Here is a 26,584-nt window from a genome sequence, read left to right on the forward strand (position 1 = left end):
ATATTACATATAAAAAGAAAGGAGTGTAAAACACTCCTTTCTAAAGATATAAATTATTTGGAAGCTATAATATCTATTTTTTGAATTGCAGTTGCTTGGAAACCTTCTAAAAGAACAGGAGCATTTTCCATAAGTGCTGCAGCAACTTTACCTGTTAAATGAGCATCTCTACCTGAATCATCTGCAAAGGTATCAAAGATTGCATAAGTAGTTGCATCTATTTTTATAGCATACCAAGATAAAGTCTTTGGCTCATCACTTACTAATTGTTTTCCAACATTAAGAAAATTTTCGACATCTGCTGTCTTTGCTTCTTTAGATTTCATAATAACAAGTAAGCCATTGTTTTGCAATCCGGACTTATGATTAGATGCCAATACATCTGTTGGTTGAATATCTGTACTAGGATCAAAATCTTCTAACAAATCACCTGCCTTTGCTAATAATGCCTTTGCAACTTCGCCTGTTAAATGAGCTTGCCTACCTTCTTCTACTTCAAAGGTATCATAGATACCAAAAGTTTTACTGTCTATCTGAAAGGCAAACCAAGATACTGTTTGGGGTTCTTGATTGACTAGTGCTAATCCACCAAGCAAAAAGTTTTTAACGTCTTGCTCTTTTCCTGGCTTTGCTTTCATAATTACTAATAATCCGATTGTTTCATTTTTTGTACTGTTCATAATGTTTGTGTTTTTAGTTTTTGAAAATGTTTGAGTTGTAAATCCTAGTAAAAAACTAGGAGCACTAATTTTAATGGAACTGTAGTTTTCATTTTTTCTTGTTTTTTTGTTACAATGCAAATTTGGGGTGAAACAAAGGACTGTGGAATGGATATTTATTACTATGGCATGGACGATTTTCTGAAAAGCATTACTATTGAATCCAGTATGCACATAACAACGTGTATAATTCATTGCTAGGTAGTGGTCTACAATGTATGATGTTGGAATAAGTATGGCAGCAGAGGTGTTTACAGGAAGTTATGTGCGAGATAACTATCCAGGTAAACTGCCCCTACTGCCACGGAGTGAAAGTAGTGAAAAATGGCGTTAAGCGCACGGGCAGGCAGAATTTCCTGTGCAGGGGCTGCGGCAAGCAGTTTCAGTTCGAATACGCGAAAGCTGGTTGCAGGCCCCAGTCAAGGCGGTTGGCGCTGGCTATGCTGGTGCGCAACTCCGGCATCCGGGATATAGCGACAGTGACGGGCGTACACCGGCAAACGGTGCTCCGGTGGCTCAACAAGCAAGCCGAGGCCTGTGAGTTCCGGCCCCGGCGGCAAAGCTACGCCTCGGTGCAGATAGACGAGGTATGGACGTTTGTCGGAGAGCGTAAAAGGCGCAAAAGGTGGCTTTTCTATGCCTATGCGCCCGAAACGGGCGAAGTGCTGGCCTGGAGCTGGGGAAACCGCAGCCAGCACACGGTCAGCAGGCTCTATAGGCAGCTGGGACAGCTTAAAATAGACTGCTTCTGCACCGATGACTGGCCGGCTTTCACCAAAGTGCCGCCCAGGGAAAGGCACCTTGTCGGCAAAGCCTTCACCAGGCATATTGAAGGAGTGAACCTATGGCTGAGGACCAGGAACCGAAGAATCGTCAGAAAGACAGCGTGCTTCTCTAAAAAAGAGCGAAACCACTACAATGCCATGAAGCTAGTGTTCTATTACCGAAACCATCATACATTGTAGACCACAACCGCCTAACTAAATAAGCTAGGCTTTTCTGTTTTAGGGCTCATTTCCAGAATTGAGCCCGAAAACGGGAATTTCTACAAAACCAGATTTCCGTTTTCCGGCTCTAAACTAGAAATCGAGCTTAAAGTGGTGTTGGGTGGCGCCTTGGTGGCGTTCATAGAGTGATTGCAGAATGCCGTCTTTGAGGCCAATCTGCGGCACCAGCATACTCTCAACGTGCGCCCATTTCATGGCAGAAAGGTAGATTTCAGCGGCGGGTACAATCACGTCGGCGCGGTCAGCGTTCAGTAAAAGCACTTTCACGCGCTCTTCCATAGACATGCTGGAGATGTGGTCCACCACTTCCTCAATCTGCTTCCGGAAGATGGGTTTGCCGGCCGCCTTCTTGGCCATGTCATAAATCTTGTTGATGTTGCCGCCGGTGCCAATGGCGCGGGTCACGTGGTAATGGCGGGCGTTCTCGGTCACCCATTTTTGCATGGTGTTCCAGATTTCCTCAGATTCATCGCCCTGCATGTGCCTAATGGAGCCTTGCTCAAACGAGATGGAAGCCACCTTTAAGCGGTTCACAAAGATGTTGAACTCAGTGCTGCCGCCGCCCACGTCTATGTGCAGGTAATTCCTGTCGTCTAGCTGCTGCTTAATGACCATGTTAATGAGGTCCGCTTCGGTGGTGCCGTCAATGACCTGAATGTGGAGGCCCAGGCGTTTCTGCACTTCGTGTAAAATCTCCTGGGCGTTGTGCGCTGACCGCATGGCCGAGGTGGCGCAGATCATGTAATCATGCACGCCGTGCACTTCCATGAGGAGCTTGAGCGCGTGCAGGAACTTGATGAACTTTTCGGCTTTGGCCTGGGAGATGATGCCGGTGGCGAACACGTCCTCGCCAAGGCGCATGGGGTAGCGTATGTACTCCACCCGCTTGAACAGGGTGTGGTCCTCATACCTGAAAACGTTGGAGATCTGGCACCTTACCGCGTTAGACCCAATGTCAATGGCGGCTAGTCTTATATAGGGTTCGGTAGATTCTGACATAGAAAGCAAACAAATATACTTGAAAATTTAAATGCGCTAAACAAATGCCGCCCATTTTATGACCTTGCTAACAGAACGTTGGGTTTGGTAGTAACTTATTAGATGCGCAGGTAGGCGGTGTTAAGGTGCAGGCGGTGGGGTTTGCTGCTAAAATTAGTGCCTGCGGGGCTTGATGTTCAGAAAAATGTGCTACCTTAGCATAAGAACGGTCTCCAAACGGAAGGCCGTTCTTCTTTTTTTAATCATTGTACTAACCCATAAAGAATATGGCATCAGTATCTTATTACACCCCAGAAGGATTACAGAAGCTCAAGGAAGAACTGCACGAACTCAAGACCAAAGGCCGCGCCAAAGTTGCTGACCAACTAGCCGAAGCCCGTGACAAAGGTGACCTGAGCGAGAACGCTGAATATGACGCCGCCAAAGACGCCCAGGGCCATTTGGAACTGAAAATATCTAAGCTGGAAGAAGTGTTGGGCAACGCCCGCCTCATTGACGAGTCTAACCTGGATTTGTCTAAAGCGCTTATTCTCTCTAAAGTGAAGCTCAAGAACCTCAACAACAACATGGAGATGGTGTACACGCTGGTGGCCGAGGAAGAAGCCAACCTGGCCTCTGGCAGAATCTCTGTGAAGTCACCCATTGGCAAAGGTCTGTTAGGCCTTTCTGTAGGAGATGTGGCCGAAATCACCGTGCCCGCCGGCAAACTCCGTTTCGAGATTCTGGACATTTCACGCTAAGGCCTATGGAAACTATTTTTTCTAAGATTGTTAGGGGAGAAGTTTCGGCGTATAAAATTCTGGAAGACAAGCGTTTTCTGGCTTTTCTTGATGTGTACCCGCTGGTGCCCGGCCACACGCTGGTCATTCCCAAAGAGCCGGTAGATTACATCTTTGACCTAGAGCCTTCGCTGTTGGCTGACCTGCACGTTTTCTCGCAGAAAGTAGCGGCGGCCATCAAAACCGCCACTGGTTGCAAGCGCGTGGGCGTGGCCGTGATTGGCCTGGAAGTGCCGCACGCGCACATTCACCTGGTGCCCATCAACCAAATGGCCGACATGAATTTCAGCAACCCAAAGCTCCAACTGGAACCAAGCGTGATGGAAGAAATCGCCACCAAGATCAGGCAAGCATTGTAATTGCTTATTGTTAATTGCTGATTGTTTCTTTCCTGTTTTCGGGCTCATTTTCAGAAATGGGCCCGAAAACAGGAAATTGTTTTTTGTGGAGCCGAAAGGAAAGCTTGACTTAACAGACTTGGTTTTTAGGTCTATTTAAGCCTTTCCGGGTTTTCAGTAAGGAACGCTTTCCAGGATTTTCCACCGGCTTTTTCGTTGGCACCCTGTGAATAATGGTGGCAGAGGGCTACGGCAAGGGCATCGGTGGCATCCAGAAATTTTGGCGCTTCCTTTATTTTCAGGATTTGCAGCAGCATGGCGGCCACCTGTTCTTTAGACGCGTTTCCGTTACCAGTCACCGACTGCTTTATTTTCTTGGGCGCGTACTCCACGTAGGGAATGTCACGGGACAAGGCGGCGGCGATGGCCACGCCCTGCGCTCGGCCTAACTTTAGCATTGACTGTACGTTAGTGCCGAAGAACGGGGCTTCAATGGCCATCTCATCTGGCAGGTATTCTGTGATGAGCCGAAGCGTGGCGTCAAAAATTTTCTTTAACTTGATGGCGTGGTTGGCGTAGCTTTTGAGCTGGAGTACCCCGTACTGCAACACCTGTATTTTGGAGCCGGTCACCTCAATCAGGCCGTAGCCCATCACGTTGGTGCCGGGGTCAACCCCTAGAATTAATTTATTGGCCGGAAGGGCCGCGTTTGAATGGATCATAAAATACAAAAATACAAACTATCTGGGAACATCTGGTCATACCGCCGCCCCTTGGTGTGGCTGGGCAAGCTGGCGGTGCTCGGGTTGACCTTGTATTACCTGCGCGCCGCCTTGCTAGATGCCAATTCCCATCAAGCGCTCTCCTTAGACAACGTGCGGTCTGTGTGGAGTTCCGGTTGGCTTGGTATTAGTTTAGCGGTGCTGCTGTTGCCCGTCAATTGGGGCCTGGAGGCGCTCAAATGGCAGTTTCTCTCCCAGAAAATTGAAAAAGTTTCTTTTGCGCAGGCTTTTAAAGCGGTGTTGGTGGGCCTTACCTTTGGTTTTGTGACTCCCAACAGGGTAGGGGACTATGCCGGGCGTATTCTCACCATGCGCCAGCCTAACCGTACAGATGCCGTGGGGGCTATTTTCCTGGGCCGTTTGTGCCAGTTGTATGCCACGGTGTTGGTGGGCTCGGCGGGCCTGGCGTATTTTATGTATCGGTTTTATGTGCCCTTGGCCTCGCCGGTGGGCATTTCCGTGGCGGTGGCATTTATCTTATTGAATGGTTGGGCCTTGTCTCTGTTGTTTAGTTTTCATTGGGCAGTGGAGCTTTTAAAACGAATCCCGTATTTGCGCCGCTGGGTGCATTTTGTAGAAGTCATTGGCCAGTACAATGCCCAGGAACTGCGGTACGTGCTGGCGGTGTCAGGCTGGCGGTATCTGGTGTTTCTGGTGCAGTTCATGGCGCTGCTCTGGGCGTTCGGTATTAGTTTGCCGCTGGAGCAATATGTGTGGGGCGTGTCGGCCACGTTTCTCCTGAAGTCGCTGGCGCCTTCCATCAATGCCCTGGCCGATATTGGCATGCGCGAACTCTCAGCTATTCATTTCTTTGGGTTGCTGGGGCAAGATCCGTTGCTGGTGTTAGGAGCCAGCCTTTCTTTGTGGGCGATTAACATTGCCCTGCCCAGCGTGCTGGGGTTGGTTTTTGTCTTGCCACTCAAACTATCCCGCGCCCGTTGATTTTCGCCTGGTTTCTGGTTCTGGTTTGCCTGGTGCCGTATGCCTGGTTTCTTTTCAGGGCCGGTTTGGCCTGGCGGAAAATACCTGAGCCAATTCCCCAGAAGCAAGCTGCACCTATCTTCTTCTCCATACTTATCCCGGTCAGGAATGAAAGCGAATCTATTGTGCTCTTGCTGGAAGACTTAGAAGCCCAACGGTTTCCGAAAAACCAGTTTGAAGTGATTGTAATTGACGACCATTCTGAAGATAACACCGCAGAAGTAGTTGCCGCCTTTGCAAAACAAACGTCTTTAAATTTGTCGCATCTGTTTTTGGCCTCATTTCCAGAAATGAGCCGGAAAAAGGCCGCCCTGCAAATAGGCATTTCCCAGGCCAAAGGTTCCTGGGTTCTCTGCACTGACGGCGATTGCAGGCTTTCCCCAGATTGGTTAATGGCGTACCAAAATCTTATTCAAACGCAGCAACCCAAGTTTGTTTCCGGCCCGGTACTGCTGCAACCTGCCAACACAGTTTTTGAGAAACTGCAGGCGTTGGAATTTGCCGCCTTGATTAGCACGGGTGCGGCCACTATTCAACTCCAGCAACCCACCATGTGCAACGGTGCCAACCTTGGCTATGAGAAAAGCGCCTTTTTTGCCGTAAACGGCTTTGCCGGCAACGAGCACATCGCTTCTGGGGACGATGAATTTCTGATGCACAAACTACACCGCGCTTTTCCGGGTAAGGTGGCATTCCTGAAAGATACGGCAGCGGTGGTGCGCACGGCGCCTATGCCAACGTTAGGAACTTTGGTTCGGCAGCGTGTGCGATGGGCCAGTAAATGGAAACACTACCCGGCAGGTGCCTCAAAACTTTTGGCGTTGGTGGTGGCAGCGGCCAATGTAATTTTGTGGGTTTTGTTTTTCAGTGCCTTGTTTGGTAATGACCACTGGGGCATTTTCTGGGCGGCGCTGGTTTTGAAGTTAGCCGCAGATGCCTTTCTTTTGTTTCCGGTACTTTGTTTCTTCCAGCAGCGGCGGTTGATTCTTTTATTAGGTCTACTGCAAGTGGTGTATGTGCCCTACCTGCTTTTTACGGCACTGCTAGGACTAAAAGGAAAGTACCAATGGAAAGGACGAACCATAACCTAAGGCTGTGACAGACCACGAATTTGATATTTTAGACGAACTGTATTTTGTGACTTCGTACCCAGACCTGCAGGAAAAACTGGGCCTGCCAGAACCTGATTTGCAAGTGGCTTTGCTTGCGCTCATTGGGGCCAATTACATTAAATGCCTCTTCCCAGACCAGGACACCGAGGTGCCTTTTGATCCTGTGCACTTTGAAACAGAAAAACAGGGGTACTTTTTTCTGGCCACCAAAGCCGGCCTGCTCAACCATAATTCCCGGTAAATACAAATGGTTTTCGCTTCCAGAGACTATAATTTGGGGCCCATTCCTGAGGAAGGAGGTATCCGTATAAATCCCATAAATTTCGGCTGTTTTCTTATTTATGCGTGATGGCGCGTAATTTTTAGTTAATTTGCTTTGTTGCTGGCATTCCCATTCACCGTTCGGCAACTCAAGAAAAGATCAAATAGGCAGCAGACATGTCAGACCTGAAGTTCCCCACCATTGAGCAAGAGTTGAACCTGAAGAAGTTGGAACTGGCGGCACTGCTGGAGATTACCAAAGCCATCAACAACAACCTTCCGGAGGAAGCGCTGTACAAAATCTTCCACTTCACGCTTCTGGCCCAACTGAACATCAGAACCCTCTCGCTTTTTCTCATTGACGAGGAATGGGAGTGCAAACTGTGTTTCGGGACGGAGCATAACTTCCGGGAGATTGGCCTGCCCGAAGAAATAGCCGAGCTCCGCGAAATCACCTCACTGGCCGACCTGAACATTGACAAACGCTGGCTTGATTTTGAGACGGTCATTCCCATCATCCACAACGGCCGCATTCTGGCCTTTGTCATGATTGGCAACGTGCATGCCTATTACACCACTTTGGGCGCGCTTAGTTTTGTGCAGACCTTGAGCAACATCATTCTGGTGGCCATGGAAAACCGACGGCTGGAGCGGCACCGCTTAACCCAGGAGGCTATGCGCAAGGAGATAGAGATTGCCCGCGAGGTGCAGAACATGCTCTTCCCCAAATCTTTGCCTAACAACCTTGACGTGGCCATTCATGCCACCTATATTCCGCACTCCTCCATTGGCGGCGATTACTATGATTTCATTCCCATAGACCAGGACCAGTTCCTGTTTTGCGTGGCAGACGTGTCGGGCAAAGGCGTGCCGGCCTCCTTGCTCATGTCTAATTTTCAGGCGGGCCTGCGCACCATTCTGCGGCAGACCAATGACCTGCACACCATTGTGAGTGAGTTGAACGACCTTATCTATAGAAACGCGATCGCGGAAAAATTCATCACCTGTTTTCTGGGCATTTACAACCGGAAAACCCGCGAGATGAGTTACGTGAACGCGGGCCACAACGCCTCTATTCTGCTGTATGAAAACACGTCTTACAAACTGCTGGAAGATGGCTGCACCATGCTGGGTATTTTTGACCAACTGCCGTTTTTAACTGTCACCAAAGTGCAGGTGCCGCCCAATTCCTTTGTCTTTTCTTACACAGACGGCCTCACCGAGGTGTTCAACAAAGAAGACGATGAGTTTGGCCTGGAGAACACCATCAAGTTTCTGCAGTGCTGCCGCTTTGTGAGTTCGCGCAACATCCATACGCAGTTGCTGCAGGAAATCAACAGCTACAACAGCAGCACCAGTTTTAGTGATGACATCACCCTGCTGTCCTGTCGGTTTAAATAAGGTCACAGTGACATGAGGTGCTGGCAACTATTTCCGTTTTCGGGCTCATTTCCGGAAATGAGCCCGAAAACGGAAATTTGAAAACCACTGCCGGTTCCCTTCGTTTAAACGTTCAAAATCTTACAAACTACTCTTCTGTGCGTTTTCACCAGACTCCCTTTTTCTTGCCCTGGGTGTTCCCAAAGATCTGGTGGAAAAGGCCTGTCACCGGGAAAGTGGTCTTCCTTACCTTTGATGACGGTCCCATTCCGGAGGTCACTGAATTCGTATTAGAACAATTGGAGCTGTTTAAGGCCAAAGCCACTTTCTTCTGCGTGGGCGAAAACCTGGACAAATACCCGCACATCGCTCAAAAGGTAGTGGCCCAGGGCCACACGTTGGGGAACCACACCTACCACCACGTAAAAGCCTGGCAAAACACAATGGCAGCGTACCAACAGGAAGTGCTTGCCTGTCAGGTGGCCATTGATAAAATTTCTCCCACGGTTGGAAGCCAAAAATTGTTCAGGCCTCCGCATGGTCAACTGACCTTTAAGAACCTGCGCATGCTGGAGAAAGATTTTCAGGTTGTGCTGTGGAGTGCGCTGAGCTATGATTTTGACGCGACGTTACCTCCGGAAATCTGCCTGCAAAAAACGCTAGCCGCCATTAAACCGGGTGCCATTGTGGTCTTGCATGACAGCCTCAAAGCCGAAAAGAACCTGCGCTATGTCTTGCCCCGGCTGCTGGCTCATTGCCAAAAACTGGGTTACTCATTGCAAGCGGTAGCCTGAGCCATGCTGTTTTCCATTGGATTTTTCGCGCTCTACTTCCCGCTTTTTCTGGCCTTGCTTTGGTTGTGGGCCTTCCGGAAAAAACAGATTTCCCCGGCACCATTAACCTTCCCTAAGATTTCAATTCTCATTGCCGCGCGCAACGAGGAGGAGCATATTCTAACGTGTCTGGCCGCCATTGACCGGTTGAACTACCCCAAAGACCAACTCCAGGTATTGGTAGGCGACGACCGGTCCACGGATGCCACGGCTCAAAAAGTAAAAGCCTGGCAAAAAGATCATTCTTACGTGACCTGCATTTCTGTTACCCATGATTTGCCGGGCACCAAAGGCAAGGCCAATGTACTGGCGCAACTGGCCCACCACGCCACCGGAGAATTCTTTTTCATCACCGACGCTGATATTGAAGTGCCGCCTACCTGGGTTACTGCCTTATTGCAACAGGTGCAGCCCCATACCGGCATAGTCACAGGCATCACCACTACCAAAGGTCACCGCTTGTTTGACCGCCTGCAGGCACTTGACTGGCTGTACAACCTGGGCCTCATGCAGGTGGTGGCAGACAGGGGTGTGCCCGTCTCCACCATGGGCAATAACATGCTGGTTACCCGTGAGGCTTACCAGGCGGCGGGTGGATTTGAGAACATTCCGTTTTCTGTGACCGAGGATGTGCAGCTGTTCAGGGAAGTTATAGTGAAGGGGTTTGGCACCAGCCACGTATATGCAGCCGAGGCACTCGCGCTCTCCTTGCCGGCACCCAACTTTTTCGCCCTGTTGCACCAGCGCCGCCGTTGGATGCGCGGTTCTGTCAAACTGCCCTGGTACATGCTGCTGCTGTTTGTAGTGCATGCGTCCTATTACCCGGTGTGGCTGCCTTTCTTCTTGCATTCCTCTTTGGCTTTTATGGGCGCAATTTTCCTGGCGAAACTCCTGCTGCAAAGCTGTTTTGTTTATATCTGTGCCCGCCGGGTGAACTGGAAAACGTCTGTCTGGGATATTCTGCTGCTGGAGCCGTACCTGCTTTTCACGTCCTTGATTTTGATTCTGGGTTTTTTCCTGCCTTTTAAAATAAAGTGGAAGGGCAGATATTATTAGCCACGCATGTTGGTAAACCTGTATCTTTGCGTTTTCGGGCTCCATTCCTGAAATGAGCCCGAAAACAGAACCGTCGCTCTCCACATGACCTATATAGACACCCACGCGCATATTTTCTCCCCTGAGTTTGACCAGGACCGTGAGGAGATGGTGCAACGGGCCAAGGCTGCCGGCATCAGTCAGATTTACATGCCCAACATTGACGCGGCTTCCATTGAGCCCATGTTGGCCCTGGAGGAGAAACACGCCTGGTGCCACTCCATGCTGGGGTTGCACCCGTGCAGCGTGAAAGAAGATTTCCGGGAGGTGTTGTCTCTCATGGAAAGCTGGTTGGCCAAAAGACCCTTCAAAGGCATAGGGGAAGCTGGCCTGGATCTGTACTGGGACAAAAGTTTGATAGAACTCCAGAAAGAAGCGCTAAAAATTCAGTGCGGCTGGGCGAAAATCCTGCAAATTCCCATCATTCTCCACACCCGCAATGCTTTCGGGGAGACCTTGGAAATCATACAAGCGCAACAAGACGGTAAGCTGAAAGGGATTTTCCATTGTTTTTCCGGTACGGTGGCAGAGGCCCAGGCCGTAATTGACGCTGGGTTTCTTTTAGGAATAGGAGGGGTGGCCACCTTTAAAAACGGAGGGTTAACCCCGGTGCTGGAAGAAATTGACCTGCACCACCTGGTCCTGGAAACCGACAGTCCGTACCTTGCACCGGTGCCCTGGCGCGGCAAACGCAATGAACCCGCGTATTTGCCCATGGTGGCGCAGCGTATTGCCGAAATAAAATCTATACCGGTAGAGGAAGTGGCCGCCGTCACTACCGCTACTGCCTTAAACCTCTTTGCCTAGCCTATGAAATTTTTAAAGGTAAATATCAATACGGCGGCCCCGCGAGACCCAGAGGCTTCCATTTTGCTTATTTACACAGGCGGTACCATAGGCATGGTCTCAGAGAAGCAAGACGAGCACCTGGTGCCGTTTGACTTCTCTGAGGTGATCCACCGCGTGCCTGAGATGCGGCAATTCAAAGTAATGCTCACCGTACTCAGTTTGGATCCACCCATTGACTCTTCCAATATTGAGGTGGAGCATTGGATCAAATTGGCGCAGATCATTCAGGTGAATTACCAGGAATATGACGGCTTTGTGATTCTGCACGGCACAGACACCATGGCCTACAGCGCCTCAGCGCTTAGTTTCCTGCTGGAGAATCTTGGCAAACCAGTTATTTTCACGGGTGCCCAGGTACCTATTGGCCGAATGCGCACCGATGCTCGTCGTAACCTCATCACAGCTTTAGAAATTGCCTCTGCCTACCGCATGGGCAAACCCTTGGTACCAGAGGTTTCCATTTTCTTCAATACCCTTTTGTTGCGCGGAAACCGGTCTACCAAGGTAGAAAGCCGCCATTTCAATGCGTTCCACTCCGGTAAATATCCGCAGTTGGCCAAGGCTGGCATTGACATTGAATACAACCATTCTGTTATTCTGCCGCCGCCTGTGCAGCCCTTGCAGGTGTATCAGCAATTAGAAAGCCAGGTAGCGGTGTTGAAACTCTTCCCGGGGATCAATAAATCTGTGGTGGAAGCCATTTTGAAAGCTAAAGGTCTGCAGGGTCTGGTGTTGGAAACCTTCGGGTCTGGAAATGCTCCTACCTACCCGTGGTTTTTGAAATTGCTGGAACAGGCCGTTGACAAGGGCATGACAATTCTCAATGTGTCTCAGTGCGAGGAAGGCGAAGTGCGGCAAGGCCAATATGAAACCAGTCTGTACCTGAAAGAAATGGGCGTGGTGGGTGGTTCTGACATCAGTACCGAGGCCGCGGTGACCAAACTCATGTTTGTGCTGGCACAGAAAAAGAACAAGGAAGAAATTGCCCACCTCTTGGCGCATGATTTACGGGGCGAAATGACGCTCCGGATGCCCAACGAAAAATGATGGGAACGCGCTTGCAAATGCCGCTGCTTCTGGCTTACTTTGCATTCCCATTTTAAGACCCGGAGAGGTGTCAGAGTGGTCGAACGAGCACGCCTGGAAAGTGTGTATACTGGTAACGGTATCGAGGGTTCGAATCCCTCCCTCTCCGCACTGAATCCCTTAAATAGCTGATTATAAGCTATTTAAGGGATTTTTTATTTGTCAAGTTACAAATTGATTACAATTTTCAAAAGTCATTTTGAAATATTGGTATTATACTCATTTGAGATGTCGTGTTGTATTGCAATACCTAGAATAAGCCCATAGGGTCAAGGATTATTTTGCAGCCACGGGCTTTTCCCACTCTGTGTCTACCAGCCCTCCCTTTTAAGCTCTCAAAAAGAGTCAAGCCATCCGTCTCCTCATAACCATTCATTTTACTTTCCACAGTGAAGTGAAGCTCTTCCCAAAACATAAATTCGAAAACATATAAATCCTCTCTGATACCTTCCTTGTCATAAGTATATATGTTCAACCGGATAGTGTATTCGAAACCTGCCTCATCTGATTTCACTTCCATCCATGTATACAAATTTTGGCTGTTGTAAAAAAAGTATGATGGTTACTTTTTCTGTTTGTTTCGGTAGGTGAACATGATATTCAGGGCAGCTAAGTGGTATTCTTTCTTTTTGGAGAAGCAGGTCTTTTTCCTGGCCAATCTTCTTTTCCTTGACCTGAGGCAGGTATTTACGCCCTCAATGTTCTTGGTGTAAGCTTTGCCGACGGTATGCCTGTCGGCAGGCAGCACATTGGCGAATGCTCTCCAGTGGTCGGTGTGGAACTTGTGTTCACTATAACCGTCTTTATAAGGACCAAACGGATGATCAAAGTGCTTCTTAGAAATATCTGGCCAGTCCTTGCGTATGTCTTTCTTTGGCCGTGGCATACTGTTCACGTAAGCATCCAAGTCCCATGCCTCATCATCAGTTAACTGCGGCTTGCGGTGACTGGCTCCTAAGGGCATGTTTGCTTTCACGTAGCGCGCAAAGTTAGAGACCCGGTAAAGCCCAGCCCCATCATTATAACTGTTTTTACCCCACAGGAGCGGATACTGGTACTCAGGGCTATCGGGCGTTTTCATGCCCTGTCCCTCAGGGCCGTGGCATGTCTGGCACTTTTGCACGTACACGGTATTGCCCAGCTCAGGACTGGCCGGTCCATTGCATCCAACGGAAGGAGTCCAGAACCTTTAACATCGTCTCCTTTTTTCACGTCTTTCCTTACCCATTTGATGTAGGCCACAATGGCCTACATTTCCTTAGAGTCGGTTTGTAGCGGTTTGCCATTCAAGCTGCGCTCAAAGCAATCGTTCACGCGCTTTTCAATGCTTTCGCTCTGCCCAGAGCGCGCGCACTTTTGGATAGGTAGAAGCCACCAAGGATTACCCAATCATCTTAACACGCTTTGTGACATAAGTCACGCAAGGGAAGAAGTGGAAAAATTTATTGATACTCCTGTAAGAGGCCATCAGAATCAGGTGCTTCTTTTTCAAGGAAGGAAGGAAGGGGAAGAGAGCATGTATTATGATTGTAATCTATTAATGATATGTTACTTGTTATGAATGGGCCTTGCGCAAGTAATTTACTTACTGGCAGCATGAGTGAAAAAAAAGCGGGGATCAATACTCCCCGCTTTTTTGGCTTACCTAAACACATAGTCCACATTTGGCAACTGTGATAACACCGGTGATGGCAGGTCCAGAACCTTGGCCCTTCCGTCAATCTTAGGTGATACAGTGACGTTTTTCTTCAAGTATTCTTCCATGACATCATGAACGGTATAATCCAGAACCTTCGGATTTTTGGCATTGGGCAGGCGACATAATACATGGTCTGGCTCACCGGTTCTGCGACAGGCAGCCATGGTGTATTCACGCTTCAAATCAAGGGGTTTGCCGCCCACTGTGATAGACTGTACACGCTCTCCTTTTGGTGCATTTGCTTTGAAGGTGAGCTCCATTCCAGAGAATCTAATAACCCAACCCCCGAAACGCTCCAGTGGCTTCTCTGCAAATACATTGTGTAGCTCCTGTTCCATCCAGTTATGTATCTGCTGGCCGGTTACCTGTCCTGTTTTTACATTTTCATTCACGGGTAGCATGTTCCAGATGTCGCTGTAGGTGATGGGCGCCTTACCAGAGGCATCTGGCACGATGGGGGTGCCAAAACGGAAGCCGTTTGAAATGGCAATGTCTGCACCGGTCTTCCAGCGTACCGCGTCAGTGATCATGTTATCCAAAGCATTCTCCACCACCAGGTAACGGTACAAGGGTTGCGTAGTATAGCCTAAAACCCGGTCCATCTGTTTTTTGTAGGGAGCTATTTGCTAGTCTACTATTTTCTGAACAATAGGATCTGCCGGGTATTTCTTTGGGTCCACATCGATCAATTCATAGGTCTGGCCAACTATTTTTCCGTCTTTCACCTGTAGATCCAGGCGGCCAACAAAAGATCCGAAACCACCCGGCTCCACCACCTGGGCATACTTGCGCTTAAGGGGTTTTCTGATTCTTTCATGCGTATCGTTGCCTAGTACAAAGTCCACGCCTTCAATTTCTGGCTGATCCGCTAGGTAGATTTGTTTGGAAATGCCCAGGTGCGTCACCAGGAACAAGATGTCAACGCCTTTTTCCTCTTTCAACTCTTTGATAAGCGGTTTAAGGTTGTCATCCAAGCCCTTGAAAATTAGTCCTTTGCTGAAAACTGGATTTTGGCGGATAGGCACCTCTGGGTCATTGTAAGAGATGAAGCCTAGTTTTACACCTTTCATTTCTTTGATGATGTAAGGAGGGTACACCATGGCGGAGGTAGACTCATCATAGATGTTGGCGCACACTACCGGCTTGCCATAGGACTCCATGATACTGCGCATTTTCTTGCTTCCAAAGATGACCTCCCAGTTCCCCGGAATCAGGAAGTCATAGTCCATGGCCTTGATCACTGGGGCAATGGCATCTCCTTCAGACATAGCGGCAACGGCACTGCCCTGGATCAGGTCGCCACCATCCACAATTACAGTGCCTTCAGGGTTTTCTTTTTTCACCTGCTTAAAGAGCGTCTGAATATGGGCCATGCCACCACGTTCTTTAAACACAAACTTTCCGTTCTCTACAAACATCTCTTTGTGGGGCATCAATTGCCCATGGATGTCTGCCGTCTGTAGGATGGTGATGGTTTCAATGCCGTTTGAATCGGCATTGTTGGTTTTATTCTTTTCTAATGCTTGGCAAGAGCTAAAAGCCACTAAGCCAATGACCGGTAGAGTAGAAAGTATAAATCTTTTGATGTTGAGCATCATGTTATTAAAGTTAAATAGGAAGGAAGGATAAGCCTGAAAATGACAAGCTTACCTGCATCTTGGCTGTTGCATTTTACAAATACACCCTGTCTTTCAGCTCAAAACCTGCAAGTAGGGTACTTACAAGAACTGGTAGGGTATTGTGCGTGGCACATACCACAGTTTGCGTAGACGAGTGCTGTCTATTAAACTGTGAATGGGTTGCCAAGCCGGGGTGGGTCAGGTTCTAAAAACTTGCTTAGGCAGAAATAAACAGATTGCTTGTATCTGTACTCTTGAAAGTCTAGTGCTAAGGGTACAAACACTAATTCTTCAGGGGGTGCCGTGCTAATCAGTTGAACGGAACATTGGGATTCAATAACCCCGTCTTCTTGTCCATTCTCTGTGTCAGGGGCTTGTTTTAAAAGATGCTTTACAAAGGCATTTTTATCACCTGCTGTCATTACTCGCATCTGGGCTTCTTTTCTCAAACAAACCTTTTTTATTGATACCCCCGCACGCTCACCTGGTACGACGCTGATGATTGTCAGCACCGCAAGATGTAAGATTAACATCATCAAGGACCATATGGGAAGGTAGCGTTTCAAATAATGGTTATAGTTTTAAGAATGATTTTTTCTATTCTAAAGTTTTACAAAACAAGTAAGATGGCTTCTACCTCACAGTGACTTTTGTCACATAGGTTTAGGAGGTAAAGAGTGTACTTGCATGCAGTAAATTTTTTAAACCTTTAAATTGAACTATACCCATGAGCAATCTAATCAATGTGATATCTTTTCTGCTACTGTTTGGATTTAGCAGTTGCCAGCAGGAGACAGGTAGTGCGAACGTAAACCTCAACGCTATAGAAGTAAAGCAAGTCCTTGACTCCAATCAGGACATTGTTGTGCTGGATGTCCGCACCCCAGGTGAGTTTCAGGAAGGACATTTAGACGGTGCGGTTAATATAGACTACACCTCCCCCGATTTTGAGCAGGAAATAGCTAAACTGGATACTGCCGCCACTTACCTTGTTTATTGCAAGTCTGGAAATAGAAGTGATAGAGCAACTTCAGTTATGATGAATAACAATTTTAACAATCTATACAACGCAACTGTAGGGTTTGACGCGCTCAAATCGGCAGGGATACAAACAAAATAACTAGTGGAAATTACAAGCAAAAGATATATCCAACTGGGCATTTTCTGGCTCATATTAGTACTGATTGTAGCAACAAACCTTATTAGTGCCCCAATAGCATTGTTCTCAGGGATAGTGGTAGGGCTGATTTTCGGGAATCCATATCCGGCAAAGCTGAGCAAGTTCACGAAATACGCTTTGCAGGCTTCGGTGGTAGGGTTAGGTTTTGGGATTAACCTGTATCAGGTGGCTGAAACCGGGGTGAGAGGATTCTTCTATACCGCCATCTCACTAATAGCCACCATGGTAGTTGGGTTATTACTAGCCAAGCTACTAGGCGTTGAGAAAAAGCTTAACCACCTTATCTCGGCGGGGACGGCCATTTGCGGGGGGAGTGCCATCGCGGCGGTGGCGCCGGCCATCAAAGCGTCAGACAAAGAAATTTCGGTGGCTTTGGGCATAGTGTTCATCTTGAACGCCTTGGCGCTCCTTGTATTTCCGTTTATAGGAAATAAGCTGCAATTGTCACAGGAACAGTTTGGGGTTTGGGCGGCCATTGCCATTCATGACACCAGTTCGGTGGTAGGGGCGGCCACAGAGTTTGGCGAAAAGGCCCTTGAGATTGCCACTACGCTTAAACTCACGCGCGTGCTATGGATACTGCCCATGGTTTTGGTGACAGGCTTTCTGTTTAAGTCTGAGGGCAAGGCTAGCTTCCCCAAGTTCATTTTATTCTTCTTGGTAGCATCCTTGTTCAACACTTTCCTAAGTGGACTGAGTGAGGTATATGGCTGGCTGACTATACTGGCCAAGAAAGGATTGATCATCAGCTTGTTCTTAACGGGTGCAGGCATTAGTCTATCACTACTAAAAACCATTAGCATCAGGCCGTTTCTGCAAGGGATTATTCTTTGGGTAATTGTGGCAACCAGCTCACTGCTGGCAGTTTACTATTTAGTCTAGATTATTGCATCAGCTTCGGTCAGACAAGAATCATGGAAGAAGTAAGCTGTTGTAAGTAAATCGTTTTTGGCCTGATTTCAGGAAAACAGGCCAAATACGAAACACCTTTCATCCTTGGGAACTGGCAAGTCTCCAACTAGGGCTGCCTTGCCGCAACAATCCGCTTAAAACTTAATATAGCTCCAACCTTCTTCCTGCTTTGTAACGATTTCACCAATGCCCATGGGCACGGTTGGGGTATTGGGCAACAGCTGGCTTTTATCAATTTGGGCTCTTTTCATGGTATTCTCACAGGCAACAAACACTACTCCTTTGGCCTGTAGCTCTTTAATTTGGGCGGCTTGGGTCGACTTTGCGGCTACAAGCAGGTTGATGGCTTTGCCATGTACCACCACTTCCACCTGAGAATCTGGCCAACCCCGTTTGATGTTGTTTTGTTGCCTGATCAAGCCAGCGTGCATGGCGGTATCTGCCACTGATAGGTCATACACAATCTTGTGTTGCTTGGTTTTTTCAGTCTTTTTAGCAGTAGACTTGCCCTTTGCCTGAACAGAAGAAAGTGGAGCTAGAAACATGGCTAGCAAAGCCATTAGGACTAATTTCGATTTCATAATTGTGAGTTTAAAGTTAATAAATGATTCTGGTGTTATTAGAGGGTAATAGAAAAGCTCAAGCTTGTTGAACGACTTAAACAAGCTTGAGCGTAACAATTACTTACCAGCCAACTTCTGCAGAAACTCAATTACCTCAGGCGTGTCATACTCGGCCATGCCGTTCTGCTGGGCCACTATCTTGCCTTCCGGGGAGATGATATACGTGGTAGGAATGGCCTGGCTCTGGAACTCCTCGGGCATCTGGCTGGCCGGCATGTACACCGGGAACGTGAAGCCCTTCTTGTCAATGAACTTCTTGACCTTGTCCATGCCCTTCTGGTCCACGGACAGCATCACAAACGCGATCTTGTCAGAACCAACCTTCTCATATAGGCTTTGGATGTTGGGCATCTCAGCAATACACGGCGGGCACCAGGTGGCCCATACGTTCATAAAGATGACCTTGCCCTTGAGTGACTCAAACGCGACTACTTTGCCCTCCAAATCGGTCATCTGGAAACCAGCGCCTGCCATGGGTTCTGTGGTGGCCGTCAGCGTAGCGGGCGTAGGCGGTTCAATGGCGGTGGGCACATCGGCGTTCTTAAGGCCCGTGGCTAGCATCAGGCGCTGCACTCCGCCCAAGACCTCGGTGTGCAGGCCGGTGGCGTACAACACGCCAAAAATGGCCAAGGTGTACAACCAGCCTGGGATGCTCTTGAAGGAAAATTTATCTTTGTTCATTCTATTCGATTTTAGGGTGTTTTCTGGAAAATAGACCAAAAAAGGTTACAACTCTACCGTGGTATAGCCTTGGGATTGCAAGTCAAACATGTATGTGAGGCCGTTGGGGATAATAGTCACGCCTTCTACCAGCGTGGCCGGGTCAATGTTGAACTGTTTCAGGGACATGCCGCAGACTTTGTACTGCAATCCCGCCGCTCTGCCTTTCTCAACTTCAGAGGCCATGTAACTTCCTTTCACAAAGGCTTCTACAGACTTTCCGCAGGCCATCACCACAAAAGTATCTCGCTTATAATCACTGGTAGCCGTAATGGTCTGGGCAGTGTGCACGGCGGCCTTCACGTGGTTGGGCTGACTGATGAGCACCGCATAGTTTTTAGTTGCAGCTTTTGAGGATGCTTGAGTGCCAGATTCAACAGTAGCGCAAGAAGAAAGAAATGGCAGTAGGGCGATGGCAAAAAAGGCCAGCAGTTTACCTGCTTTAGATATGTTCATATTAGGGGAAAGTTTAGGTTGGAAGAATTGATCCAGGCTGTAATAGCGAGTACCGTTGGCAAAAAAGAAAAACAGCATTCCCAACAAGGCAATGTTCTTAAACAAGGGACCATTGCCCGCCGGGCTGTTAACCTGCACGGTGAGGGTGATGGGAATCAAAATCAAGGCCAGCATCAATGCCGTCCATTTGGTCTGAAGCCCTAAAAGCAAAAATAAACCGCCCAGGAGCAGGCCAACGCCAGACAATATGATAAGAGTCTCAGGCGAGGCCAAGCCAGCCGAAAGGTGCATGAATGGTGCTTTCTGCAATTTAGCCACCGCATCCGGTGTCTGGAATAGGTGGTTAAAGCCGGCCACGATGAAAATAAGGCTTCCTAGTACGCGCAGTACCAGATATGATATTCTTTGCAAAGGAGTAGTTTCCATGGCGTTGATGTTCTTAAAATGAGGTACGAAGGGCATGGTTAGTCCAAGCCCCTTTTCCTTTTGTGAAAGGAATAAAAAGCGCAGTGAAAGCCTCCTGCAGACATGATATGCCCACCAGGTACGGCCACCGCGAAACCAGCAGATTAAGAAACTCGGGGAGGGTTGAGCTCCCGCTCCAAAGGCGGAGGAAGGTAGGACACCGCTAGCAGGTTGCCTTTCACTTTCACCCTTGGGAAAAAGTAAAAGACTGGCGTTGCCAAGGTGTTGCCCATCATTGCATATATAGGTGAAGGACAATCAGAGACGGTACCCGTGTTGTTTTCTTGAGAGGTGTGGGTTTGATGGCGCAGGCATTTCTTTTTACAGGTGCGCTTGGCCGTGTGTTTCTGGGTGTCACATACTTTTTTGAGCACAGATGTGTCTGGGCTCACCCACCGGTTGACCGCTTGGTGCGGTTGGGGAAGGGTGAATAGCAGTAGCAGAACGCTGATGCCTAAAAGCAAGTAACTCTTCATTTTCTCTTTATCTGTACAATAGTAATTCTATATAAACTCGTTTTTCTACTTTTTATTGAACGCTGAGAGAGGTTTGGCTAGGCCACAGCACTTTCTTGGTACAGCACATACGTAGTTCAGACAGAACGCCGGCCCCAACGGTCAGCACTGCCGTTCCCAGCAATACCGCATCCAACTCAAACAAGTCACTGAACACGCCCGCCGCCACTGCGCCGGCCACATACCCGAAGTCGCGCCAGAACCGGAAGATGCCCAAGCTTTGCGGCCTCTGCGAGGGATGCGTATTCTCTGCCACCACACTAAGAAAATTAGGATATACCAGCGCCGTTCCTGCACCTAACAACACTAAGGCAGTTATCAGCACTGGAATAGCCCCTGCAAAAAGTAAAAGGCCGATGGCCATTCCTTGAAAAATCATCCCCAAAGTGAGCAACTGCTTCTTACAGTATACATCGCCTAGCTTGCCCGTCACCAATTGCCCTAATCCCCAGACCACCGGGTAAATACCCGCCAGCAGTCCGGTCTGTGCCAGAGAATAGCCTTTTGTGGCTAGTAACACTGGGAGCAGTCCCCAGAGAATACCATCGTTTAGGTTATTGACAAAGCCGTTCAAAGTCACCGATCCCAGGTTGCCATGGCGCCAAGTAGTGTCTTTCCAGATGTTAGATAGAAGCGGAATGGTAGTCTGCTTGGCTTCGGTGCTGGCATGGGATTGGGTGTCTTTTACTAGGAAAATGGTGAGTAACAGGCCTATGATGGAAAACCCGATGCCTGGAATGAAGGCGTAGGTCACGTGGCCAGATTCAGAGGCAATGTAGCCCGCCAGAAAAGCCACCAGTCCCACGGCCAGGTAGCCGGCAAACTCATTGATGCCCATGGCCAGACCACGGTTCTTCTCACCCACCAAATCAATCTTCATGACCACGGTAGAAGACCAGGCCAACCCTTGGTTCAAGCCCAAGAGCACATTGGCAAAAATGACCCAGCTCCAACTTTCGGCGTAGAGCAACAGCCACGGCACGGGCAAGGCAAAAAGCCAACCGAAGGTCAACAATTGGTTACGGCTGTATTGCTTGGCCAGGCGTCCCATCATCAGGTTGGCAAATGATTTGGCTAGCCCAAAGGCCACAATAAACGACAGCAGGGCCGTATGCCCGCTCAGATTGAAAACCGTCTCGGCGAACTCTGGAATCACCGACCGCTCCAAGCCCACCATGGCCCCCACAAAACCGTTCACCAACACTAAAAGCCAAAACTGTAGCCCGTTTTCTTTTAAGCCAAGTTTGATTTCAGGGAGGGCATTCATTGTTATAGATGGGTCAGATTGGATGGTAAATTAAACCGTTTTTGGCTTATTTTCTAGAAAACAGGCCAAAAACGGAAAAGAGATTAGTGAGGTAGTCGGTCTTTCACCACGCCGTACAGATACGTTCCTGCCACGCCCCCGAAGATGGCAATCAGGATAGGCCAGTAAGCGTAGCCCAGGTTCACGAACAGCGGACCCGGACAGGCGCCTACCAGCGCCCAACCCAACCCGAAGATAATACCCCCAAACAGGTATCTTGGAACGGACTTTTCTTTAGGCGTGAAGGTGATGGGGTTGCCCTGGTAGTCACGCATCTTGTATTTCTTAATCAGATACACGGCAATGACGCCAAGTACCACGGCCGTCCCGATGATGCCGTACATGTGGAACGATAGGAACCGGAACATCTCTTGGATGCGGTACCAGGAGATAGCCTCGGACTTGCTCATCACAATCCCGAAGAGGATCCCCGTCAATATAAATTTCAGTCCTTTCATAGGGCTATTTCTTTATGTCTTTGATGAAAAATTCTTTAGAAAATAAGCGGGAACATCAGGAACGTCATGATAAGGCCCCCGATGAAGAAGCCGATCACCGCCACCAGCGACGGCCATTGCAGGTTGGACAAGCCACTGATGGCGTGCCCAGACGTACAACCACCGGCGTACCGTGACCCAAACCCAATCAATAATCCGCCTCCTAGCAAGAGCGCAATGGTCTTAAAGCTGAGGAGGGAATCCATCCCAAACAGCTCCTCGGGTTGCATCCCCTGCGGAGCGGAGAAGCCGAGTTGTTGAAGGTCCTGAATGGTGGCCTGAGAGATCTGCACCGCTTCACCAGTGGAGAGGAAGGTAGAAGAAATCCAACCGCCCAGGATGGCACCTACCAGGAAGAGGAGGTTCCAAAGCTGGTTTTTCCAGTTGAAGTCAAAGAACGGCACCTTTTTACCGGCCCCGCAGGCCGCGCAGATGACCCGTAGGTTAGACGAGAAACCGAATGACTTCCCGAAGAAGAGCATGATGACCATGATCAGGGCAATCACCGCCCCAGACACGTACCAAGGCCAAGGCTGACTAAGTGTTTCTAACATAATTATAAATCTTTCTAGAAAGCTGTTTCGCTACTATGGTTAAACTGTTTTGAATTACCTGGGCCAGGCACCTACGCCACCCTGCAGGTTATAAGCCTTAAGGCCTTTTTCTGCCAACATCTGACATGCAGAGCCGCTTCTGTTACCACTCCGGCAGAAGACAAAGTATTCTTTGTCCTTGTCCAGTTTTTCAATGGCCGTTTTGAATTCAGAGGACGTCACGTCCAAGTTTTTAGCGCCCGGAATGGTACCAGAGGCAAACTCGCCGGGAGTGCGAAAGTCCAACAGCTCGGCTTTGCCGGCTTTGGAATAGGCCGTTTTAAACGATTGCCCGTCCAAGTCTTGGTAATTCTTAGGAGTGGATTTAAATAAATTAAACATGGCTATTAGTCTTTTGTGGGTTGGGGTGGGCCAGCGGTCAGGCTGGCCATTTTTTGTTTTGTCTGTCTTTGTCGTTTTTGGCCTGTTTTACAGAAAATAGCCCAAAAACGGTTTTTATGACTGTTACTATCAGCCACTTTTCAGCTGATTCTCAATTACTCTACAAAGGTCTAGCTTTTGTAGGAGTGGTTCAGTGACTTATGTCACGCTGGCAAAAAATGTAGAAAATTTTAGCCAGCACCCAAGATCTGGGGGCATCCAGGCGCTGGCCTTTTCTTATTTCAAGGTAGAAGGACACACGAAGGCGGTTCTGGGAACGCTGGTCCCTGAGATGCCTTTGAAGCCTTCCTGCACGTTCACTAAGTTGTCATAGCCCCGCGCTTTCAAAATGGAGACCGCAATCATGGAGCGGTAGCCACCGGCGCAGTGCACGTATCCTGGCTCTTCCTTCGGAATTTCCGCCAGGTAATCATTTAGGTAGTCCAAAGGCGCGTTGCTGGCCGTCTCTACATGCTCAGACTGGTACTCGCTAGGCTTGCGCACATCAATCACTCTTATAGAGCTGTCCTGCTGGTAGCGCTGTTCAAACTCAGTTGGTGAAATAGACGTGATGGTGTCTGTCTCTTTGCCCGCGGCTTGCCAGGCATTAAAACCGCCTTGCAAATACCCGATGGTATAGTCATAGCCTACGCGTGCCAGACGGGTCACTACCGCTTCCTCACGGCCTTCTACTGTTACCAGCAAAATCTGCTGTTTAATGTCCGGGATAAGCGTACCCACCCATGGCGCGAAGTTTCCGTCAATGCCAATGTTAATAGCGTTAGGAATGAAGCCCTTGGCGAAGTCCTCAGGCTTTCTGGTGTCCAGCACCAAAGCGCCAGAATCGTTGGCGACTAACTCAAACGCCTCCGGGGTCAGGGCCTGCAGGCCTTTCTCCAAAACATCTGCTATGTTGTCATAGCCCTGCTTGTTCATCTGCACGTTGAGCGGGAAGTAGCTTGGCGGAGGGGTAAGGCCATCAGTCACTTCTTTAATGAATTCCTCGCGGGTCATGTCTGAGCGCAGGGCGTAGTTGGTCTCTTTCTGGTGGCCCAGGGTGTCAAAGGTTTCCTTGCTCATGTTCTTACCGCAGGAAGAGCCCGCCCCGTGCGCCGGGTACACCAACACGTCATCAGAAAGGGGCATTATCTTGTTTCTAAGCGAATCGAACAGATGGCCGGCCAGTTGGTCCTGGGTCAGGTCAGACTTAGCGGCCAAGTCCGGGCGTCCCACGTCGCCAATGAACAGGGTGTCACCGCTGAACAGCGCGTAGTCTTTGCCGTTCTCGTCTTGCAAGAGATAAGTGGTAGACTCCATGGTATGGCCCGGCGTGTGCAGGACTTTGATGGTCACGTCGCCTACTTTCAGCGCCTCGCCGTCTTTGGCAATGTACGCGTCATAGGTGGTCACCGCGTTGGGACCGAACACGATCTCTGCGCCGGTGGCCTTAGCCAGATCCACGTGTCCGCTCACAAAATCGGCGTGAAAGTGCGTCTCCAGCACGTACTTGATTTTAGCGTTCCGGCTTTCGGCTTTGGCCAGGTACGGCTGGATTTCTCTAAGCGGGTCAATGATGACAGCTTCACCGTTGCTTTCAACATAGTAGGCACCTTGTGCCAGACATCCGGTATATATTTGTTCTACTAACATGTTGTTTTGTTTTTGCGTTTTGAATTTTACTCTACAAAAGTACAGGGTAAGAAAGGCCTGGTCAGTGACTTAGGTTACACAGGGCCAGTTTCTTAAGATAAATTAGAAAAAGAGTTCTTTGGCGATGATGTACACGCCCATCACCAGCACAAACCAACCAAAAGAGGTCTTCAGTTTATTGGCGTGAATCTTAGCAGAGAAGTAGGACCCGATGAAGATTCCCACAATGGAAAGGGAGGAGAAGACGCTCAGGAAGGCCCAGTCAATCTCATAGTTGGCCACGTCGCCCATGAACCCGAAGAGGGACTTGGCCGCGATGATGAGCAGGGACGTACCAACCGCCATCTTCATGTCCAGCTTGGAGAACAACACCAGTGCCGGGATGATCAGGAAACCGCCACCCGCGCCCACTAGACCGGTCAGGGTACCTACAATGGCGCCCTCGGCTAAGATGCCGGCGTAGTTGAACTTTGGTTCTGGATGGGCCTCTGTTTTGCCGTTTTCCTCCAGAATGTCATGGTCCACGTTTTCGTCCACGGTCACGTCCCCGTTCACTTTTCTATTCTGCCTGATCATGCTGATGGAGGCGAACACCATCAAGCCCGCAAACAGAAGCATTAACAAAATGACCTTGGTGACTTCAAACCCACCCACGGTGAAGATGCTGTCTGGGATGGCGGGTACTATGTAGCGCCGGGTGGCGTACACGGCCACGATGGACGGCAACCCGAAGACTAGGGCCGTTTTCATGCTCACCAGTCCTTGTTTGTAAAAGCGGTAACTGCCCACCAGGCTGGTTAAGCCCACAATAAAGAGCGAGTAGGCCGTGGAAATGACGGGGTTGAGGCCCAGTAAATACACCAAGGCCGGCACAGTCAAAATGGAGCCTCCACCGCCAATTAATCCAAGTGAGAGACCAATGAGCAAGGCCGCTATGTATCCTAGTATTTCCATTTCTTGTAGTGTTTTTTGATTTTGTACTACAAAGGTAAAGTAGGGGCTAGCCGGGTACAGTGACTATAGTCACACACCTAAAAAAGGTCTAGATTTATAATTTCTAAATAATTGCGGTGCAGGATTACGGCCCCCGTCTGCTCCAGTTTTTTAAGAAGCCGGGAAATGACCTCGCGGGAGCTGTTGAGCTCTTCGGCAATCTGCTGGTGGGACAGGCGCACTTCGTTTCCCATTACTTTCTGGTGGCGCTTCAGGTAGAAGACCAGGCGTTCGTCCAGGCTTTTGAACACGATGCTGTCCAGGGTCTGGAGGAGTTCGTCGAAGCGGGCGCGGTAGGAGGCAATGATGAACGTGTGCCAACTAGGGTATTTGGCCAGCCATAGCTCAGAGACATGGGCCGGAATCAGGAGCACCTCGGCGGGGGTGACGGCTTTGGCCATCACCTGGCTCTGCTCGTTGCGGGCGGTGCACATCATGGATAGGGCGCAGGCGTTGCCGCCCTCCAGGTAATACATCAGGAACTCGTCGCCTTCCTCGTCCTCGCGGTAGACTTTCACCAGGCCGTCCAGCACCAACACGTTGGACTTCAGGAACTGGCCGGTACGCAGGGCTTCGTCCTCGGGCTCCAGGTATTTGATGACGCCCGCCTGGGCAATCTCTTGGAGCAAGGCCGGTTCTAATTGCGGAAACTTCTCTTGAATAAGGCTGATTTTTTCTTGGTCTAGCATCAGTGATGTGGGTGGTTGAAGGGTAACGTTCTCCTGATTTAGCACTACATGTAGTATACTGCTAT

The 26,584-nt window shown here is 49.2% G+C and carries 32 protein-coding genes and 1 tRNA gene; 14 read left to right on the plus strand and 19 right to left on the minus strand.

Annotated elements, in window-relative coordinates; all coding sequences use genetic code 11:
• Positions 1-53: 53 nt before the first annotated feature.
• Positions 54-680, minus strand: a complete 627-nt coding sequence (locus IMY23_RS02705) for a putative quinol monooxygenase (protein WP_192820617.1) — start codon at positions 678-680, stop codon at positions 54-56.
• Positions 681-982: 302 nt separating this feature from the next.
• Between IMY23_RS02705 and IMY23_RS02710 the strand changes: the two genes are divergently transcribed.
• Positions 983-1,684: an IS1 family transposase gene (locus IMY23_RS02710; RefSeq protein ID WP_192820618.1), complete on the plus strand. Its 702-nt coding sequence runs from the start codon at positions 983-985 to the stop codon at positions 1,682-1,684.
• A 114-nt stretch (positions 1,685-1,798) separates the two neighbouring features.
• On the opposite strand, the gene IMY23_RS02715 is transcribed toward IMY23_RS02710, so the two are convergent.
• Entirely contained in the window at positions 1,799-2,701 is a 903-nt protein-coding gene (locus IMY23_RS02715; RefSeq protein WP_192823663.1) for a phosphatase, read from the minus strand.
• Between the two features lie 290 nt (positions 2,702-2,991).
• On the opposite strand from IMY23_RS02715, the gene greA reads away from it, so the two are divergent.
• Positions 2,992-3,465 (plus strand): transcription elongation factor GreA, encoded by a 474-nt coding sequence (greA, locus tag IMY23_RS02720; RefSeq protein ID WP_192820619.1) that lies wholly within the window; start codon positions 2,992-2,994, stop codon positions 3,463-3,465.
• Positions 3,466-3,470: 5 nt separating this feature from the next.
• Entirely contained in the window at positions 3,471-3,863 is a 393-nt protein-coding gene (locus tag IMY23_RS02725) for an HIT family protein (RefSeq protein ID WP_192820620.1), read from the plus strand.
• Between the two features lie 131 nt (positions 3,864-3,994).
• Here the strand turns inward: IMY23_RS02725 and ruvC are convergent, their stop codons facing one another.
• A complete protein-coding gene (gene ruvC / locus IMY23_RS02730; RefSeq protein ID WP_192820621.1) occupies positions 3,995-4,564 on the minus strand; it encodes a crossover junction endodeoxyribonuclease RuvC in 570 nt (189 codons plus the stop codon).
• Between ruvC and IMY23_RS02735 the strand changes: the two genes are divergently transcribed.
• The 9 genes from IMY23_RS02735 (at position 4,556) to IMY23_RS02775 (ending at position 12,330) form a co-directional block, all read left to right on the plus strand.
• Positions 4,556-5,566: a lysylphosphatidylglycerol synthase domain-containing protein gene (locus IMY23_RS02735; protein WP_192820622.1), complete on the plus strand. Its 1,011-nt coding sequence runs from the start codon at positions 4,556-4,558 to the stop codon at positions 5,564-5,566. The two genes, ruvC and IMY23_RS02735, sit on opposite strands and share 9 nt — an antisense overlap.
• On the plus strand, positions 5,563-6,696 hold the full coding sequence (locus tag IMY23_RS02740; protein WP_192820623.1) for a glycosyltransferase: 1,134 nt from the start codon (positions 5,563-5,565) through the stop codon (positions 6,694-6,696). Before IMY23_RS02735 ends, IMY23_RS02740 begins: the two co-directional genes overlap by 4 nt.
• Positions 6,697-6,700: 4 nt before the next feature.
• Positions 6,701-6,958, plus strand: coding sequence for a hypothetical protein (locus IMY23_RS02745; protein ID WP_192820624.1), 258 nt, complete (start codon positions 6,701-6,703; stop codon positions 6,956-6,958).
• Positions 6,959-7,155: 197 nt separating this feature from the next.
• Positions 7,156-8,379 carry a PP2C family protein-serine/threonine phosphatase gene (locus tag IMY23_RS02750; protein ID WP_192820625.1) on the plus strand — a complete coding sequence of 408 codons (1,224 nt, stop codon included), beginning with the start codon at positions 7,156-7,158 and terminating at the stop codon, positions 8,377-8,379.
• 173 nt (positions 8,380-8,552) lie between these two features.
• Positions 8,553-9,152 (plus strand): polysaccharide deacetylase family protein, encoded by a 600-nt coding sequence (locus tag IMY23_RS02755; protein WP_370589898.1) that lies wholly within the window; start codon positions 8,553-8,555, stop codon positions 9,150-9,152.
• A gap of 3 nt (positions 9,153-9,155) precedes the next feature.
• Positions 9,156-10,247, plus strand: a complete 1,092-nt coding sequence (locus tag IMY23_RS02760) for a glycosyltransferase (RefSeq protein ID WP_192820627.1) — start codon at positions 9,156-9,158, stop codon at positions 10,245-10,247.
• Between the two features lie 84 nt (positions 10,248-10,331).
• Positions 10,332-11,093 (plus strand): TatD family hydrolase, encoded by a 762-nt coding sequence (locus tag IMY23_RS02765; RefSeq protein WP_192820628.1) that lies wholly within the window; start codon positions 10,332-10,334, stop codon positions 11,091-11,093.
• 3 nt (positions 11,094-11,096) lie between these two features.
• Positions 11,097-12,182, plus strand: a complete 1,086-nt coding sequence (locus tag IMY23_RS02770) for an asparaginase (protein WP_192820629.1) — start codon at positions 11,097-11,099, stop codon at positions 12,180-12,182.
• 61 nt (positions 12,183-12,243) lie between these two features.
• Positions 12,244-12,330 (plus strand) — tRNA-Ser (locus tag IMY23_RS02775).
• A gap of 141 nt (positions 12,331-12,471) precedes the next feature.
• Here IMY23_RS02775 and IMY23_RS02780 read toward each other — a convergent pair.
• From IMY23_RS02780 to IMY23_RS02795, 5 genes are all read right to left on the minus strand, one after another.
• The gene (locus IMY23_RS02780) at positions 12,472-12,735 is read right to left on the minus strand and encodes a hypothetical protein (protein ID WP_192820630.1); all 264 of its coding nucleotides are present in this window, start codon (positions 12,733-12,735) and stop codon (positions 12,472-12,474) included.
• Between the two features lie 48 nt (positions 12,736-12,783).
• Positions 12,784-13,362 (minus strand): IS1 family transposase, encoded by a 579-nt coding sequence (locus tag IMY23_RS02785; RefSeq protein WP_225986571.1) that lies wholly within the window; start codon positions 13,360-13,362, stop codon positions 12,784-12,786.
• Positions 13,363-13,862: 500 nt separating this feature from the next.
• The gene (locus IMY23_RS19895) at positions 13,863-14,522 is read right to left on the minus strand and encodes a 5'-nucleotidase C-terminal domain-containing protein (RefSeq protein WP_225986391.1); all 660 of its coding nucleotides are present in this window, start codon (positions 14,520-14,522) and stop codon (positions 13,863-13,865) included.
• A gap of 24 nt (positions 14,523-14,546) precedes the next feature.
• Positions 14,547-15,518 (minus strand): metallophosphoesterase, encoded by a 972-nt coding sequence (locus tag IMY23_RS19900; protein WP_225986392.1) that lies wholly within the window; start codon positions 15,516-15,518, stop codon positions 14,547-14,549.
• A gap of 185 nt (positions 15,519-15,703) precedes the next feature.
• Entirely contained in the window at positions 15,704-16,075 is a 372-nt protein-coding gene (locus IMY23_RS02795; protein ID WP_192820631.1) for a hypothetical protein, read from the minus strand.
• A 191-nt stretch (positions 16,076-16,266) separates the two neighbouring features.
• Between IMY23_RS02795 and IMY23_RS02800 the strand changes: the two genes are divergently transcribed.
• Positions 16,267-16,659, plus strand: a complete 393-nt coding sequence (locus IMY23_RS02800) for a rhodanese-like domain-containing protein (RefSeq protein ID WP_192820632.1) — start codon at positions 16,267-16,269, stop codon at positions 16,657-16,659.
• 3 nt (positions 16,660-16,662) lie between these two features.
• Complete coding sequence (locus IMY23_RS02805) at positions 16,663-17,601, plus strand: putative sulfate exporter family transporter (protein WP_192820633.1); 939 nt, start codon at positions 16,663-16,665, stop codon at positions 17,599-17,601.
• A 164-nt stretch (positions 17,602-17,765) separates the two neighbouring features.
• Here the strand turns inward: IMY23_RS02805 and IMY23_RS02810 are convergent, their stop codons facing one another.
• From IMY23_RS02810 to IMY23_RS02860, 11 genes are all read right to left on the minus strand, one after another.
• Entirely contained in the window at positions 17,766-18,296 is a 531-nt protein-coding gene (locus IMY23_RS02810) for a DsrE family protein (RefSeq protein ID WP_225986393.1), read from the minus strand.
• A gap of 15 nt (positions 18,297-18,311) precedes the next feature.
• Entirely contained in the window at positions 18,312-18,935 is a 624-nt protein-coding gene (locus IMY23_RS02815) for a TlpA disulfide reductase family protein (RefSeq protein WP_192820634.1), read from the minus strand.
• A 45-nt stretch (positions 18,936-18,980) separates the two neighbouring features.
• Complete coding sequence (locus tag IMY23_RS02820; RefSeq protein WP_225986394.1) at positions 18,981-19,892, minus strand: DoxX family membrane protein; 912 nt, start codon at positions 19,890-19,892, stop codon at positions 18,981-18,983.
• Between the two features lie 107 nt (positions 19,893-19,999).
• A complete protein-coding gene (locus IMY23_RS02825) occupies positions 20,000-20,371 on the minus strand; it encodes a hypothetical protein (protein ID WP_192820635.1) in 372 nt (123 codons plus the stop codon).
• 52 nt (positions 20,372-20,423) lie between these two features.
• Positions 20,424-21,677, minus strand: a complete 1,254-nt coding sequence (locus tag IMY23_RS02830; RefSeq protein WP_192820636.1) for an MFS transporter — start codon at positions 21,675-21,677, stop codon at positions 20,424-20,426.
• A gap of 83 nt (positions 21,678-21,760) precedes the next feature.
• A complete protein-coding gene (locus tag IMY23_RS02835) occupies positions 21,761-22,174 on the minus strand; it encodes a YeeE/YedE family protein (RefSeq protein WP_192820637.1) in 414 nt (137 codons plus the stop codon).
• A gap of 35 nt (positions 22,175-22,209) precedes the next feature.
• Positions 22,210-22,767: a YeeE/YedE family protein gene (locus IMY23_RS02840; protein ID WP_192820638.1), complete on the minus strand. Its 558-nt coding sequence runs from the start codon at positions 22,765-22,767 to the stop codon at positions 22,210-22,212.
• A 54-nt stretch (positions 22,768-22,821) separates the two neighbouring features.
• Complete coding sequence (locus tag IMY23_RS02845; protein WP_192820639.1) at positions 22,822-23,148, minus strand: rhodanese-like domain-containing protein; 327 nt, start codon at positions 23,146-23,148, stop codon at positions 22,822-22,824.
• A 276-nt stretch (positions 23,149-23,424) separates the two neighbouring features.
• Complete coding sequence (locus IMY23_RS02850; protein WP_192820640.1) at positions 23,425-24,837, minus strand: rhodanese-like domain-containing protein; 1,413 nt, start codon at positions 24,835-24,837, stop codon at positions 23,425-23,427.
• Between the two features lie 102 nt (positions 24,838-24,939).
• Positions 24,940-25,791, minus strand: coding sequence for a sulfite exporter TauE/SafE family protein (locus IMY23_RS02855; RefSeq protein WP_192820641.1), 852 nt, complete (start codon positions 25,789-25,791; stop codon positions 24,940-24,942).
• A 77-nt stretch (positions 25,792-25,868) separates the two neighbouring features.
• Positions 25,869-26,519, minus strand: a complete 651-nt coding sequence (locus IMY23_RS02860; protein ID WP_192820642.1) for a Crp/Fnr family transcriptional regulator — start codon at positions 26,517-26,519, stop codon at positions 25,869-25,871.
• Positions 26,520-26,584: the final 65 nt, after the last annotated feature.

Source organism: Rufibacter sp. LB8 (genome assembly GCF_014876185.1).
Lineage (GTDB): Bacteria > Bacteroidota > Bacteroidia > Cytophagales > Hymenobacteraceae > Nibribacter.

Excerpts from the sequence above, each read along its gene's own strand:
- IMY23_RS02725 (WP_192820620.1), top strand. The coding sequence starts at position 3,471 with ATGGAAACTATTTTTTCTAAGATTGTTAGGGGAGAAGTTTCGGCGTAT.
- greA (WP_192820619.1), top strand. The coding sequence starts at position 2,992 with ATGGCATCAGTATCTTATTACACCCCAGAAGGATTACAGAAGCTCAAG.
- IMY23_RS02770 (WP_192820629.1), top strand. The coding sequence starts at position 11,097 with ATGAAATTTTTAAAGGTAAATATCAATACGGCGGCCCCGCGAGACCCA.
- IMY23_RS02710 (WP_192820618.1), top strand. The coding sequence starts at position 983 with ATGTGCGAGATAACTATCCAGGTAAACTGCCCCTACTGCCACGGAGTG.
- IMY23_RS02800 (WP_192820632.1), top strand. The coding sequence starts at position 16,267 with ATGAGCAATCTAATCAATGTGATATCTTTTCTGCTACTGTTTGGATTT.
- ruvC (WP_192820621.1), bottom strand. The coding sequence starts at position 4,564 with ATGATCCATTCAAACGCGGCCCTTCCGGCCAATAAATTAATTCTAGGG.
- IMY23_RS02845 (WP_192820639.1), bottom strand. The coding sequence starts at position 23,148 with ATGTTTAATTTATTTAAATCCACTCCTAAGAATTACCAAGACTTGGAC.
- IMY23_RS02815 (WP_192820634.1), bottom strand. The coding sequence starts at position 18,935 with ATGAACAAAGATAAATTTTCCTTCAAGAGCATCCCAGGCTGGTTGTAC.
- IMY23_RS02860 (WP_192820642.1), bottom strand. The coding sequence starts at position 26,519 with ATGCTAGACCAAGAAAAAATCAGCCTTATTCAAGAGAAGTTTCCGCAA.
- IMY23_RS19895 (WP_225986391.1), bottom strand. The coding sequence starts at position 14,522 with ATGGACCGGGTTTTAGGCTATACTACGCAACCCTTGTACCGTTACCTG.
- IMY23_RS02820 (WP_225986394.1), bottom strand. The coding sequence starts at position 19,892 with ATGCCCTTCGTACCTCATTTTAAGAACATCAACGCCATGGAAACTACT.
- IMY23_RS02825 (WP_192820635.1), bottom strand. The coding sequence starts at position 20,371 with ATGAAGAGTTACTTGCTTTTAGGCATCAGCGTTCTGCTACTGCTATTC.
- IMY23_RS02760 (WP_192820627.1), top strand. The coding sequence starts at position 9,156 with ATGCTGTTTTCCATTGGATTTTTCGCGCTCTACTTCCCGCTTTTTCTG.
- IMY23_RS02735 (WP_192820622.1), top strand. The coding sequence starts at position 4,556 with ATGGATCATAAAATACAAAAATACAAACTATCTGGGAACATCTGGTCA.
- IMY23_RS02830 (WP_192820636.1), bottom strand. The coding sequence starts at position 21,677 with ATGAATGCCCTCCCTGAAATCAAACTTGGCTTAAAAGAAAACGGGCTA.
- IMY23_RS02840 (WP_192820638.1), bottom strand. The coding sequence starts at position 22,767 with ATGTTAGAAACACTTAGTCAGCCTTGGCCTTGGTACGTGTCTGGGGCG.
- IMY23_RS02835 (WP_192820637.1), bottom strand. The coding sequence starts at position 22,174 with ATGAAAGGACTGAAATTTATATTGACGGGGATCCTCTTCGGGATTGTG.
- IMY23_RS02795 (WP_192820631.1), bottom strand. The coding sequence starts at position 16,075 with ATGATGTTAATCTTACATCTTGCGGTGCTGACAATCATCAGCGTCGTA.
- IMY23_RS02855 (WP_192820641.1), bottom strand. The coding sequence starts at position 25,791 with ATGGAAATACTAGGATACATAGCGGCCTTGCTCATTGGTCTCTCACTT.
- IMY23_RS02765 (WP_192820628.1), top strand. The coding sequence starts at position 10,332 with ATGACCTATATAGACACCCACGCGCATATTTTCTCCCCTGAGTTTGAC.
- IMY23_RS19900 (WP_225986392.1), bottom strand. The coding sequence starts at position 15,518 with ATGATGCTCAACATCAAAAGATTTATACTTTCTACTCTACCGGTCATT.
- IMY23_RS02850 (WP_192820640.1), bottom strand. The coding sequence starts at position 24,837 with ATGTTAGTAGAACAAATATATACCGGATGTCTGGCACAAGGTGCCTAC.
- IMY23_RS02750 (WP_192820625.1), top strand. The coding sequence starts at position 7,156 with ATGTCAGACCTGAAGTTCCCCACCATTGAGCAAGAGTTGAACCTGAAG.
- IMY23_RS02705 (WP_192820617.1), bottom strand. The coding sequence starts at position 680 with ATGAACAGTACAAAAAATGAAACAATCGGATTATTAGTAATTATGAAA.